Source organism: Kitasatospora sp. NPDC034023 (assembly GCF_055575795.1).
Map to the genome: position 1 here is coordinate 1 of NZ_JBVIRY010000080.1, position 13,226 is coordinate 13,226.

At 73.5% G+C, this 13,226-nt stretch carries 14 protein-coding genes; 11 read left to right on the forward strand and 3 right to left on the reverse strand.

The features are described from left to right. Positions 1-308 precede the first annotated feature (308 nt). Genes ACZ52R_RS42775 through ACZ52R_RS42815 form a run of 9 tightly spaced genes read left to right on the forward strand, consistent with a single transcriptional unit; the run spans position 309 to position 7,584 of the window. A complete protein-coding gene (locus ACZ52R_RS42775) occupies positions 309-1,280 on the forward strand; it encodes an urea transporter (protein ID WP_465620875.1) in 972 nt (323 codons plus the stop codon). Positions 1,281-1,336: 56 nt separating this feature from the next. Then, on the forward strand, positions 1,337-1,642 hold the full coding sequence (locus ACZ52R_RS42780) for an urease subunit gamma (RefSeq protein WP_360490399.1): 306 nt from the start codon (positions 1,337-1,339) through the stop codon (positions 1,640-1,642). A 3-nt stretch (positions 1,643-1,645) separates the two neighbouring features. Then, entirely contained in the window at positions 1,646-2,572 is a 927-nt protein-coding gene (locus ACZ52R_RS42785) for a sirohydrochlorin chelatase (RefSeq protein WP_465620873.1), read from the forward strand. 23 nt (positions 2,573-2,595) lie between these two features. Continuing rightward, a complete protein-coding gene (locus ACZ52R_RS42790; protein ID WP_360490395.1) occupies positions 2,596-3,033 on the forward strand; it encodes an urease subunit beta in 438 nt (145 codons plus the stop codon). Then, complete coding sequence (gene ureC / locus ACZ52R_RS42795) at positions 3,033-4,757, forward strand: urease subunit alpha (protein ID WP_360490393.1); 1,725 nt, start codon at positions 3,033-3,035, stop codon at positions 4,755-4,757. The genes ACZ52R_RS42790 and ureC overlap by 1 nt, the downstream gene beginning before the upstream one ends. 50 nt (positions 4,758-4,807) lie before the next feature. Further along, positions 4,808-5,512: an urease accessory protein UreF gene (locus tag ACZ52R_RS42800; RefSeq protein ID WP_465755503.1), complete on the forward strand. Its 705-nt coding sequence runs from the start codon at positions 4,808-4,810 to the stop codon at positions 5,510-5,512. A gap of 42 nt (positions 5,513-5,554) precedes the next feature. Next, positions 5,555-6,175: an urease accessory protein UreG gene (gene ureG, locus ACZ52R_RS42805; RefSeq protein WP_360490389.1), complete on the forward strand. Its 621-nt coding sequence runs from the start codon at positions 5,555-5,557 to the stop codon at positions 6,173-6,175. Between the two features lie 35 nt (positions 6,176-6,210). Further along, complete coding sequence (locus ACZ52R_RS42810) at positions 6,211-7,197, forward strand: urease accessory protein UreD (protein WP_465755507.1); 987 nt, start codon at positions 6,211-6,213, stop codon at positions 7,195-7,197. Between the two features lie 15 nt (positions 7,198-7,212). Further along, positions 7,213-7,584 (forward strand): hypothetical protein, encoded by a 372-nt coding sequence (locus tag ACZ52R_RS42815; RefSeq protein ID WP_465620868.1) that lies wholly within the window; start codon positions 7,213-7,215, stop codon positions 7,582-7,584. A 261-nt stretch (positions 7,585-7,845) separates the two neighbouring features. Here the strand turns inward: ACZ52R_RS42815 and ACZ52R_RS42820 are convergent, their stop codons facing one another. Together ACZ52R_RS42820 and ACZ52R_RS42825 are read right to left on the reverse strand one after the other, a co-directional pair. Then, entirely contained in the window at positions 7,846-8,292 is a 447-nt protein-coding gene (locus ACZ52R_RS42820) for a protein-tyrosine phosphatase family protein (protein ID WP_465755504.1), read from the reverse strand. A gap of 122 nt (positions 8,293-8,414) precedes the next feature. Continuing rightward, positions 8,415-9,929 carry a helix-turn-helix transcriptional regulator gene (locus ACZ52R_RS42825; protein WP_465755505.1) on the reverse strand — a complete coding sequence of 505 codons (1,515 nt, stop codon included), beginning with the start codon at positions 9,927-9,929 and terminating at the stop codon, positions 8,415-8,417. A gap of 148 nt (positions 9,930-10,077) precedes the next feature. On the opposite strand from ACZ52R_RS42825, the gene ACZ52R_RS42830 reads away from it, so the two are divergent. Together ACZ52R_RS42830 and ACZ52R_RS42835 are read left to right on the forward strand one after the other, a co-directional pair. Further along, positions 10,078-11,004, forward strand: a complete 927-nt coding sequence (locus tag ACZ52R_RS42830) for an NADP-dependent oxidoreductase (protein WP_465620862.1) — start codon at positions 10,078-10,080, stop codon at positions 11,002-11,004. A 318-nt stretch (positions 11,005-11,322) separates the two neighbouring features. Next, positions 11,323-12,114 (forward strand): SDR family NAD(P)-dependent oxidoreductase, encoded by a 792-nt coding sequence (locus ACZ52R_RS42835; RefSeq protein WP_360490379.1) that lies wholly within the window; start codon positions 11,323-11,325, stop codon positions 12,112-12,114. A gap of 114 nt (positions 12,115-12,228) precedes the next feature. Here the strand turns inward: ACZ52R_RS42835 and ACZ52R_RS42840 are convergent, their stop codons facing one another. Beyond that, complete coding sequence (locus tag ACZ52R_RS42840) at positions 12,229-13,071, reverse strand: imine reductase family protein (protein ID WP_465755506.1); 843 nt, start codon at positions 13,069-13,071, stop codon at positions 12,229-12,231. Positions 13,072-13,226 lie beyond the last annotated feature (155 nt).

The window sequence follows — 13,226 nt, forward strand, 5'->3', positions numbered from 1 at the left end:
GGTGATCATGAAGCGTAGAGAACTCCATGATCGGGCGAACCGTGCCTGCCCTGCTACTACCGATTAGCTCGGCACCTACTGGCGGACGCCCTAAGTAAAACTTCGCAAAGAATTTCTCTCTTCAACGATCCCGACGCGTGCCGATTTCAACAGAATGTTGCAGCTCAGTGGCCTCGCGGTCACCCTTCGTCGATTTGACGTAGCTCCCCGTGTGCATTCAACTCCTCAATCCGTAGGAGTACGGTTCCGGAGGAATCGCCGGGGGCTGCCTCCAAACCCACCGGCCGTACCGGGAATTGGTGCGAAGCATGGGTCAGCAAAAGGGTGGGGAGAGCACGGCCGCCGCGGCTCGTCCGATATCCGTCAGGTTGGTCGCCGAAGTCCTGCGCGGCGTCGCACAGGTCGATTTCATGCCGTCCGTCATGTGCGGGCTCCTCTTCCTGGCCGCACTGTTCGCGGCCGACCCGCGGTACGGCCTCTACGGTCTGCTCGGCAGCGCCGTCTCCACCGCCGTCGCGCACGGGCTGGGGCTCGACCGGCGCGCCGTGGAGGCCGGGCTGCACGGGTACAACGGGTGCCTGGTGGCGCTCGGTTGCGCGGTCTTCCTCGGGGCCGGGCATCCGGCCACGGTCGCGGTGGCGGTGCTCGGGTCGGCCGTCGCCGTGGTGGTCACGGCGGGGCTCGGGGTGGTCCTGGAGACGTGGCGGCTCCCGGCGCTGACCGCGCCGTTCTGCCTGGTCGCGACGGCCGTCACGGTCGCCGCTCCCGGCTTCCGGCGGCTGTGGCGCGGCGCGGAGGCACCCGCCGCCCTGTCCGTGGCGGCCGCCGGCGAGACCGGGCTGACCTGGGACCAGCTCTGGCGCGGCTTCTTCGCGAACATCGGTCAGATCTTCCTCATGCCCCAGTGGTACGTCGGCCTGCTGTTCCTGGCCGGCCTGTTCGCGGCGAGCCACCTCGCGGGCCTGATGGCCTGCGCGGGCAGCGCCACCGGACTGCTCACCGCCTGGGCGTTCGGCGCGCCCGCCGAAGCCGTCGGGCAGGGGCTGCTCGGCTACAGCGGGGTGCTGGTGGCACTGGCGCTGTGCGGGGTGTTCGTCGCCCCGAGCGGCTGGAGCGCGGGCTACGCCCTGCTCGGCGCGGCCGCCGCCACCGTCCTGACGCCGGCGATCTCCGCGATCTCCGCGCCCTTCGGCGGCCACGCCTTCACCTGGCCGTTCGTGCTGACCACGATGCTGTTCCTGGCGGCCGTGCCGGCCGTTCCCCGTCTGCGCCGGGTCTGATTTCCCGTCCAACTCCTTGCATTTCATCGGATCCTCGGAAAGGAAGAGTGATTCCTGTGAATCTCTCGCCGCGTGAGATGGACAAGCTGTACATCTACGTCGTCGCCGATCTGGCCCGCAAACGCCGGGACCGCGGCGTCAAACTGAACTACAGCGAAGCCTGCGCGCTGATCAGCGAGGCCATCATGGAAGGCGCCCGGGACGGCCGCACCGTCGCCGAGTGCATGGAGATCGGCAAGCAGGCCGTCGGCAACGCGGACGTCATGCCCGGCGTGCGCGAGATGCTGCCGCTGCTCCAGGTCGAGGCCGCGTTCCTCGACGGCACCAAGCTCGTCTCCTGCCACGACCCGGTGGGTGCCTGAGACATGGCACGACCGCAGCCCGCCACCGTCGTGCTGGCCGGCGGACACGAGAGCGACGGCGGACGCGACCTGGCCACCCTGACGGCGCACGAGCCCGCCGTCCACGCCCCCAGTCACGCCACCGTCCATGCCGTCGCCCCCGCCGGCCGGCCGCTCGCCGAGGCCGTACGGTCGGCGCTCGCCGCGACCGACCGGCCGGTGTGCGTCGTACCGATGACGCTCGGCCGCGACCCCCGACTCGTGGCCGACACCGCCCGGGCACTGCGCTGGCTCGCCGCCGGGGACGGCCGCGGCCGGCTCGCCCTGACCGCGCCCTTCGGCGCCACCGAGCACCTCGTCGGCTGGCTGCGCGCCGCCGCCGCCACGGCCCCCGACGGCGCCGTGCTCGTCACCGCCCCGGCGGCCGGCCCCTTCGAGGACGCCGAGCTGTTCCGGATCGCCCGGCTGGTCCGCCAGTACGGGCGGCACCGCTGGGTGGAAGTCGCCTTCGACGGCGGCGACCCCGACCCGGCCGAGGGCGCCGAACGCTGCCGCCTGCTCGGCGCCCGCGAGGTGACGGCCGTTCCGGCCTCCTTCGGCCCGGCCCTGCGTACCGCGCGGGACGGCGCGCGGGCCGAGGCGCGGGAAGGCTTGCGGGACGGCACGTCCCCCGGCGCGCCCCTCGACGTGCGCGACGGCGGTCCGCTGCTGCGGCCGTCGGCGATCGCCGGCGTGGTCGCGGCCCGGACCGCGGCGGCGCTGCACCTCCTCGGGCACGGGGAGGACGGCATCCTGGCCGGCCTCGACGCGGAGCACGGGCACGGCTACGCGCACAGCCACGGGCCGGGCGAAGCACATGCGCACAGCCACGGGCCGGGCGAAGCGCAACACGTTCACCACCAGCCCCCCGCGCACCCCCACGTACGCCCCCACGCGCACACCCCCCACTGAACCGGCAGAGAGGAAGGCCAGCCATGTCCGGTGGCGCCGCATACCTGTACGGCGACGACCCGGTGGAGATCAACGCCGGCCGCGCCAAGGCCACCGTCACGGTCAGCAACACCGGTGACCGGGCGATCCAGATCGGTTCCCACTACCACTTCTTCGAGGCCAACCGCGCCCTCGACTTCGACCGCAACGCCGCCTTCGGCAAGCGCCTGGACATCCCGGCCGGCACCGCCGTCCGCTTCGAGCCCGGGGACACCAAGGACGTCACGCTCGCCGAGTTCGGCGGCCACCGCCGCCTGGTCGGCTTCAGCAACCTGGTGGACGGCGGCATCACCGCGCCCGCCACCCGAGCCCGCGCCATCGACCGGGCGATCGCCCTCGGCTTCAAGGGCACCAACCTCGACCACAAGGAAGGCCGGCCCCGGGACTTCCCCAGGGAGACCCGCCAGGAAGGTGCCCGCTGATGGCCATCCTCTCCCGCAAGCAGTACACCGACCTGTTCGGCCCCACCGTCGGCGACCGCTTCCACCTCGCCGACACCAATCTGGTGGTCGAGGTCGAACAGGACTTCAACCAGGGTCACTACGGCGACGAGGCCGTCTACGGCGGCGGCAAGGGCATCCGCGACGGCATGGCGCAGGACCCGGCCGCGACCTCCGTCCAGGGCGCGCTCGACCTGGTCATCACCAACGTCGTCGTCATGGACCCGCTGCTCGGCGTCGTCAAGGGCGACATCGGCGTCAAGGACGGCTTCATCACCGCCGTCGGCAAGGCCGGCAACCCGCACACCCAGAGCGGCGTGCACCCCGAGCTGGTGATCGGCCCGGGCACCGAGGTGATCTCCGGCGAGCACCTGATCGCCACCGCCGGCGGCATCGACACCCACATCCACTTCATCTCCCCGCAGCAGGTGCAGGAGGCGCTCAGCAACGGCATCACCACCCTCATCGGCGGCGGCACCGGCCCGTCCGACGGCACCAAGGGCACCACCTGCACCCCCGGCCCGTGGAACATCGGCCGGATGTACCAGGCCGTCGAGGACCTGCCGGTCAACGTGGGGCTGCTCGGCAAGGGCAACGGTTCGCTGCCCGGAGCGCTGCGCGAGCAGGTCGAGGCGGGCGTGTGCGGCCTCAAGGTGCACGAGGACTGGGGCAGCACCCCGGCCGCGATCGACACCGCGTTGAGCGTCGCCGACGAGTACGACGTCCAGGTGGCCATCCACACGGACACCCTCAACGAGTCCGGCTACTTCGAGGACACCCTGTCCGCGATCGACGGCCGCACCATCCACACCTTCCACACCGAGGGCGCGGGCGGCGGCCACGCCCCCGACATCATGCGGATCGCCGGCGAGCCCAACGTCCTGCCGTCCTCCACCAACCCGACGCTGCCCTACACCGTCAACTCGGTCGACGAACTGCTGGACATGGTGATGGTCTGCCACCACCTCAGCCACGACATCCCCGAGGACGTCTCCTTCGCCGACTCCCGGGTGCGCGCCGAGACCATCGCCGCCGAGACCGTCCTGCACGACGAGGGCGTCATCTCGATCTTCTCCTCCGACTCGCAGGCGATGGGCCGGATCGGCGAGTCCTTCACCCGCGCCTTCCAGACCGCCCACCACTGCAAGGACCAGCGCGGCAAACTGGCCGGCGACAGCGAACGCCACGACAACGTCCGGGTACTGCGCTACCTCGCCAAGCTCACCATCAACCCGGCCCTCGCCTCCGGCACCGCCGACCACATCGGCTCACTGGAGCCCGGAAAGCTCGCCGACATCGTGCTGTGGCCGATCAACTCCTTCGCCGCCAAGCCCAAGATGGTGATCAAGGGCGGGATGATCAACTGGGCGCTGATGGGCGACCCGAACGCCTCGCTGCCCACCCCGCAACCGGTCTACTACCGGCCGATGTTCGGCGCGTCGGGTCGGGCCAGGCAGGCCACCCGGGTCTCCTTCATGTCGCAGGCCGCGGTGGACCTCGGCGTCCCCGCCCGACTCGGGCTGGACAGCCGGGTCCTGCCGGTGCGGCGCTGCCGGTCGATCGGCAAGCAGCACATGGTGCGCAACGACGCGCTGCCGAAGATCGTGGTCGACCCGGAGACGTACAAGGTCACCCTGGACGGCGAGCCCGCGACCATCGAACCGGCCCGCGAACTGCCGCTCAACCACCTGTTCTACCTCGCGTGAGCGGGACTTCCGGCGCGAGCGGGACTCCTCGCGCGAGCGGGACCTCCGGCGTGAGCGCAGCCTCCGAGGAGCGGCTGGACGCCCTGCTGGTCTGCCTCCAGCTGACCGACTCCGCCTTCCCCAGCGGCTTCTACACCCTCTCGCACGGCCTGGAGGGCTACGCCCAGGCCAAGGCGGTCACCCCCGACACCGTGCCCGACCTGCTCGCCGACCTGCTGCGCCACGGCGTCGGACCGTCCGACGCCACCGCGCTCGCCCTCGCCCACCGGGCCGCCACGGCGGGCGACTGGGAGCTGCTCGCCGAGACCGACCAACGGCTGCACGCCACCAAGCTCAACCGTGAGCTACGGCTGGCCGCCATCCGAACCGGACGCCAACTCCTGGACATCGCCCGGGAATCGGTGGGCGGCGAGCCGCTGGAACGGTACGCGGCGCTGGTCGCGGACAAGCGCGCCCCCGGCTGCCAGGCGGTGGCCGCCGGGGTGGCCTACGCCTCGGCCGCCGTCCCCGTCGAACAGGCCGTCGCCGGCGACCTGTTCGCGTTCTGCACCAGCTTCGTCGGCGCGGCCCTGCGCCTGCGGCTGACCGACCACCGCAGGGCGCAGGTGGTGCTGCGGGCGGCCGCGCCGGTCATCCGTGAGGTCGTATCGGCGGCACTGGAACGGGAGTTGGCCGACCTGGGCGGCTGCGTGCCGGTCGCCGACGCGATGTCCGGACGGCACGAGCGGGCCGAGGCCCGACTGTTCGCGAGCTGAACCCGCCTTTTTCGTACGTCATTTCGCACCAGAGGAGGAAAGTTGACCGAGAACGTGCTCCGTGTGGGCATCGGCGGCCCGGTGGGCTCCGGGAAGACGGCGCTGATCGAGGCGCTCGTCCCGGTGCTGATCGCGGGCGGCCACCGCCCCGCCGTCATCACCAACGACATCTACACCCAGGAGGACGCCCAGCACGTACGCCGCACCCTGGCCGGGATGCTGGACCCCGAACGGGTGGTCGGAGTGGAGACCGGCGCCTGCCCGCACACCGCCGTCCGGGACGACCCGACGATGAACCTCGCGGCCGGCGCCGAACTCCTGGAACGCTTCCCGGACGTCGACACCCTGCTGTTCGAGTCCGGCGGCGACAACCTCACGCTGACCTTCAGCCCGGTACTGGTCGACCTCTTCCTCTTCGTCCTCGACACCGCCGAGGGCGAGAAGATGCCCCGCAAGCGTGGCCCGGGCATCACCGAGTCGGACCTGCTGGTCATCAACAAGATCGACATCGCCCAGTACGTCCGCGCCGACCTCGGCATCATGGAGTCCGACGCCCACCGGGTACGCGAGGGCGGTCCCGTGGTGCTCACCAACTGCCTGACGGGGGAAGGGCTGGAGGAGATCGCCGCGTTCCTGGAGACCTTCCGGAAGGTGCCGGCGTGACCGCTGCGGGTGTCGTGACCGACGGGGCGACGGGCATGACGGGCGTGACGGGCGCGGCGGAGGCGGTACCCCGGCTCGACCCCCGCCACTACGAGCCGGTCCGCGTCCCGTACGAGGTCCGCCGCCACGCCGGGACGCCCGACACCCTCGCGGTCGGGCGCCCCGGCAAGGTCGGGCTGCTGGAACTGGCCTTCGAGAAGATCGGCGGACGCACCGAACTCACCGGCCACTACCAGAAGTCACCGCTGCAGATCATGCGCCCGCTGTACTTCGACCCGGCCCGCCCCGACCTCGCCGTCACCTTCCTGATGTCCACCGGCGGCGGCATCCTGCAGGCCGACCGGCTACGGACGGACGTGCGCTGCGGCGCCGACACCGCCGTCCACCTCACCACCCAGGCGGCCACCAAGGTCTACCGGATGGAGTACGACTACGCGACGCAACTCCTCAACCTGACGGCCGGCCCGGGCGCCTACGTCGAGTACCTGCCCGAGCCGGTGATCCCCTTCGTCGACTCCCGGCTCTACCAGCGCACCGTCCTGACCGTCGACCCGGGCGCGACCGTGCTGGCGAGCGAGACCGTACTGGCCGGCCGCCTCGCACGCGGCGAGCGCAACGCCTACCAGGTGTTCGCCTCGGACCTCGAAGTACGCCGCCCGGACGGCCGGTTGGTGGCCCTGGACACCGTACGGCTTGAGCCCGCGCGGGCCGGGGCCGGCGGCGGTGTCACGGGCGTCACGGGCGTCACCGGTCCGGCCGTCCTGGCCGGCCACGACGTGATGTCCAGCCTCTACGTGCTCAGCCCGCTCGCCCCGCCCGCGCAGGTCGCCGACACCCTGCACGAGGCGCTGGCCGGCTGCGGCCTGCTGTACGGCGTCAGCGTGCTCCCCGAGGACAGCGGCGCCTGGCTGCGCCTGCTCGGCTCCGACACCCGCACCTGCGCGGCCGCCCTGCGAACGGCCTGGGACGCGGTGCGCCGACTGCTGATCGGAGCCCCGGCGCCCGACCTCCGCAAAACCTAGGCGTACGGTGGCGGGATGGCCCCGAGGACACCGCGCAGAATCCATGTCGACGGCCGCGACTACCACTGGGTCGTCCGCTCCCGCGACAGCGAACACGTGGTGGTGCGCGCCTGGCTCGACACCGGCGAGCGTTCCGGCCGCGCGGGCCGCCCGCTGGAGGTCACCCGCCGCTTCGACGACCCCTGGCTCCACTACGGCGTCCTGCTGACTGCCCCCGCCGACCGCATCGCCGAGGTCTTCCAACTCGCCCCCGTCACACCCTCCTTGGCCGAGGCCCTGATTCGCGCCGGACGCGCTGCCGGCTGGCATCCGCACGAACCGGGGGCACCGCAGCGCTACACCATGGAAGGCGACCAGACCGACTTCACACTCCTCCGGGAGGAGTGAACGGCGAACGGGCGCCCGGAGACGCACCACACGAGCCGTGCCCCTTCGCGCCAACCTGACCGCGCGCGGCATCGTTGCTGCTCGGCATCGCCGCTGCTCGGCGGCGGCGGTGCTGGGTGGCGGCGGTGGTGGCGGTGCCGGGGCTCAGGAGGCGGCGGACGTGAGGTGCGCGACGGCCGAGAGGTCTGCTCCGGCGGCCCGACGGACCTCGGAGGAGTGAGGCGGTTGGTCGTCCTGTCCTGAGGTGCCCCGCCCGTGAGGTCAGGCCAGCCGTTCCACGAACTTCCGCTGCCACGGCGTCTCGACCGCGTGTCGGCTGTAGTGCTCTCGCACGTACGCGACCGCCTCCGCGGCCGGGACGCCGTCCAGGACGGCGATGCAGGCGAGCGCGGTGCCGGTGCGCCCGCGTCCTCCGGCGCAGGCGAGCTCGACGCGGTCGGTGGCGGCGCGCTCCCAGGCTTCGCGGAAGGCGTCGGCCGCGTCCGCGCGGTCGCCGGGCAGCCGGAAGTCGGGCCAGCGGACCCAGCGGTGCTGCCACTCGATGCCCTTCGGTGGGCGGCCCAACAGGTAGAGCCCGAAGGTGGGTCGGGGGCCCGGCGGCAGGGGGCGGCTCAGGCCGCGGCCGCGCAGGAGGCGGCCGGAGGGCAGCCGCAGGAGGCCGGGGGTGGCGGGATCCCAGGTGGTCGGCTGCTCGGTTGCGCCGGTCATGTCGCCTTTCCTTTCGAGGGGTTGTCGGAGTGGGTCGGATGCCAGGATGCCCGACGGTGGCGGCGAATGTTCGCCCTGGCAGGCGCCCGGCGACGGGCCGCCGTGGTCAGTACATCCGGGGCTCAGGACGCCACGTGCAGCCCCACCACGCCGCCCGGCATCCCTGCGCGGTGGGCCAGGGCCGCCGCCTCGCCGCGCGAGGCCACGCCCAGCTTCGCCAGGATGTTGGCGACGTGGAACTTCACCGTCGACTCGCTGATGTGCAGCGCGGCGGCGATGTCGCGGTTGCGGCGGCCCTGGGCGAGCTGGTCGAGGACCTCCGACTCCCGTGGCTGGAGGCCGTCCAGCGGATCGGTGGCGAGCGCCGGCTCGGGGAGGGTGAGCGGCAGGTCGACGGTCACCGTGGTGCCCCAGCCGGGGACGGCCTCGACGGTGCAGCGGCCCCCGAGGGCGGCGATCCGGTCGGTGGTGCGGTGGACGGTGAGGGCGTCGACGGCCAGCACGCCCAGGCCGTCGCCGCGGACCACCGCCCGCAGGGCGTCGTCCGGGGTGAACTGCCAACTGACGTGCAGGCGAGCCGGCTTATCCTGCTCCAGCATCAGCAGGACGGCCGCCCGGACGGCGTCCCGGGCGGTGTGCGCGGCGTCGGCCGGGACCGAGCGGGCGGCCTCCGCCGGGGGTGCCGCGTCCAGCCGTACCCGGGTGTGCCGCAGCAGCGGGCGCAGCTCCCGGGCGAGCCGGGCGAAGGCGGCGTCGGCGGTCTCCTCGCTGAGCGCGCGGTCCAGGTCGGCGCCCTGGCGCAGGTCGAGCAGGGCGGTGACGGCCAGTTCGGTGGCGCTGCGGCGCGCGGCCGCGTCGTCCAGGTCGGCCGAGCGCAGCGGCGCCAGGATGGCGCTGAGCGCCGCGCTGTGGGTGCCGGTGAACTCGGCGATCGCCCGGGCGCGGGCGTTGGCGGAGGCGCGGGAGGCCGCAGCGTGCTTGGGGCCGGCGTCGGTGGCGCGGTGGTCGGAGTGGGCGATGACCAGGTCCCACAGCTGCTGCAGCACGGCGAGTGCCCCCGGTGCCACGGGGGCGGTGTTCGCCCGGACGAGTACCAGGACGGCGCCGTTGCCGGTGGTCGGTGTGCTGCCGGTGTCGATGGTCGATGTACCGCCGTTGCCGGTGGTGGATGTCCCGCCGGTGTCCGGTGTGCGGCCGCCGGGTGTGGGGTGACCTCCCGGAGCGGCCGAGACGACCACCACCGGCCGGATGCGGCCCGCGAGTTCGGCCTCGCCCTGCCAGGGGCGGCCGGTCGCGGTGGTTGCGGTGGTGCGCTCGGCCAGCCGGGACAGCTCCAGACTGCTGACCCCCTCGGTCAGCTCGGGCAGGCCGTGGGCGTGCGTGGGGGAGTGGGTGCAGACGCCGCTGAGCTGGGCGATCGCCACGTGCGGGACGAGCGTGCCGAGCATCCGGGAGAGGCGGAGCAGGAGCTCCGGCCGGGGCGCGCGCAGCACCTCGACGGCCCGCGCCAGCGCGTCCTCGGGGCGGCCCCAGGACTCCCGCCACTTCTCGTCCGCGCCGCCTGGACTTCCCGCGCCGCCTGGAGTCCCTGCGCCGCCCGCGCCGCCCGTCCCGTTCATGCCGTCCGCGCCATCCATGTCATCGAGCCTAGTCCGGTGGCGGCCGGGTCCACCTGGCCGTTCGGACAGGTTGAACTGTCCGAACGGCAGGGGCCCCGCTCGCGGCCCCCGGACCAGGATGGGAACCGTCGGATGTACCAACTCCACGAGACCCCAGGGAGCTTCCATGACCAAGGCGATCGCCTTCCACGAGTACGGCGGCGCGGACGTCCTGCGCCCGATCGACATCGAGCTGCCCGCCCCCGGGCCCGGCCAGGTGCGGGTCGCGGTCCGCGCGGTGGGCGTCAACCCGCTGGACCACAAGGTGCGCAGCGGAGCGATGAACGAGGTCTTCCCGGTCACCTTCCCGGCCGTGAACGGCTACGAGCTCGCCGGTGTGGTGGAGGCCCTCGGTGAGGGCGTGAGCGGCTTCGCGCCCGGCGACGAGGTGTTCGGCGCCGTGATGGGCGGCGGCTACGCCGAGCAGGCGCTGGTGTCCGTCGAGATGCTGGGCCACAAGCCGGCCTCGCTCGGCTGGGAGGAGGCCGCGGCGATCCCGGTGGCCGCCGAGACCGCCGAGCGGGCGCTCGACCTCCTCGGCGTGCGGGCGGGCGAGACCCTGCTGGTGCACGGCGCGGCGGGCGGTGTCGGCACCGTCCTGCTGCAGTTCGCCCGGGCGCGCGGGATCACCGTGGTCGGCACCGCGAGCGAGGCCAACCACGACTACCTGCGCGAGCTCGGCGCGATCCCGGTCACGTACGGCGAGGGCCTGGCCGAGCGGGTGCGGGCGGCCGCCCCCGACGGGGTGGACCGGGTGCTGGACGCGGCCGGGCAGGGTGGGGTGCTGCCCCTGTCCATCGAACTGGCGGGCAGCGCGGACCGCGTCCTCACCATCGCCGACTTCGTGGGCGCCCAGCAGTACGGGATCCGCGTCACCGGCGGCGCCGAGGTCGAGTTCTATCACCAGCGCGCCTACGCCGCCGCGCTCGCCCTGCACGAGGCCGGCACCCTGCGGCTGCCGCTGCACCGGGTGTTCCCGCTGGCGGAGGCGGCCGAGGCGCAGCGGGTCAGCGAGCACGGGCACCTGCGCGGCAAGATCGTCCTCACGGTCTGACTCGCGTCCGGCCGAGTCCGCGCCGCCGGCCTCGGCGGCCTCGGCGCCCTCGGCGGCGCCGTGGTTCGGGGTCGGGCCGCACGGGCGGCGGCGGCCACCGAGCGGGCGGTCGGGTTGGGCGATCGGGCCGAGCGGTAGGCCCTGCGGCCGCCCGGCCCTACGGCGCGGGCGACGCTGCCGCCACAACGACGGCCACCCGTAAGGCTGTTGCCCGCACGGTCGGTCCATCTCCCGGGTGCGCCACCCTGCCGACGCGCCGACCGCGGGATGGTGGCGGGAAGCCGGGGTTCCGCCCGTTCCGGTCGGTAGAGTCGACCCATGGTGACGGTGAACGCGGCGGGAAGCCCCGCGGCCGGGCGGCTGGCCGGTCGCTCCTGCGTGGTGACGGGCGCGGCGAGCGGCATCGGACGGGCCGTCGCCGAGCGGTTCGTCCGGGAGGGCGCGTCGGTGGTCGCCACCGACGTCGACGCCGCCGGACTGGACCGGCTGGCCGGACAACTCCCGGGCGCCGTCAGCACGGTGGTCGGCGACGTGGCCCGCGACGAGGACGCCCGCCGGATGGCCGAAGCCGCCGTGGAACGGTACGGCCGACTCGACGTCCTGGTCGCCAACGCCGGGGTGCTCCCGCTGATGGAGATCACCGAGGCCACCGCCGAGGACTGGGACCACGTGATGGCCGTGGACGGCCGCGGCATGTTCCTCACCTGCAAGTACGCGATCCAGGCGATGACCGCCCAGGAGCGTCCCGGCGGCTCGATCGTCTGCCTCTCCTCCATCTCCGGCGAGGCCGGCCAGCGCGGCCAAGCGGTGTACGGGCCCGCCAAGTTCGTCGCTTCCGGCCTCACCAAGCACCTGGCGGTCGAGTGGGCGGACCGTGGCATCCGGGTCAACGCCGTCGCACCCGGCACCATCACCACCGAACGCGTCGCCCGGCTGCGCGACGAGCCGGGCGGGCCCGAATATCTCGCGGCCATCGAGAAGCTCCACCCGATGGGCCGTCTCGGTGCCCCGGACGAAGTCGCCGCCGCCGTCCTCTTCCTCGCCTCCGACGACGCCTCCTTCATCACCGGCGCCGTCCTGCCGGTCGACGGTGGGTACCTGGCGCAGTAGCGCGCTCCGCGCCGCCGGCCGGGAGGTCGGGAGCCCGTCAGGCGATCGGGCCGTGGCCGGGAGGTCGGGAGCCCGTCAGGCGATCGGGCACCGGTCAGGCGGTGGGGGCGGTGGTCAGGCGCTGAGCAGCTCGACCAGGGCCGACACCCCGTCCGGCCCGTGTCCGGCGTCGGCCGCCCGCCGGGTGAGGGCGAGGGCGGCGTTCAGGACCGAGGTGTCCAGGCCGCGGGCCCGGGCGGTGTGCGCGACGTGCGCCAGGCCGGCTGCGGCGGAGGCCACGCTGCTGCGGTCGCCCGGGTGGTGGCGGTCGTCCGCGCGCCGGGCGAAGTCCGCCAGCAGCGGGGGCAGCATGCGCGGCAAACCCTGGGCGTACGGGGTGAGTTCGATGCCGCTGATGCCCTCGGCGCGGGCGAGCGCCAGGGCGTGGACCCACCCGTGCACGGTGGTCCAGAACAGGTCCAGCAGTGCCGCGTCGAAGGCCGCCGCCCGTCCGGGCTCCGCGCCCACGTGGCGTACGGCGCCCAGGGCCCGGAGCGTCTCCTCGTGTGCGGCGAACGCCTCGGGGTCGCCGCTGAGCAGGACGGTGCCCTCGGGGCTGCCGATGGTCGGGGTGGGGGTGAGGATCGCGGCGTCGAGGAGGCGGTAGCCCCGGGCCTCGGCGTCGGCGGCGTTGGCCCGGGCGTCATCCGGCGCGATCGAGGTGGCGTTGACGACGGTCCGGCCGCGCAGTGCCGCCCCGGCGGCGTCCAGCACGGCCCGGGCGGCCGCCTGGTCGCGGACGCAGAGCAGGACGAGGGGGGCGTCCGCCACCGCCTCGGCGGCGCTCGCGGCCGACCGCGCGCTGATGGCGAGCGGTCCGGCGTCCCGGCCCGGGGTGCGGTTCCACACCGTGGTCGGATGGCCGGCGGCCCGCAGTGCGCCGACCAGCGCCCGGCCCATCGGGCCCAGGCCCAGCACGGCAACGGCGGTAAGGGAAGCGGAGGTTGAGGAAGATCGTCGGTTCGGCATGGCGGTTACGCTAGTGGCTCGTCTCGGATCCTTGATCGGGTCTCTCTGTAAGCTGCCGACTGGCCGTGATTACTGTTGTGGACGTGTGGCCTGCTGCTGGAGGG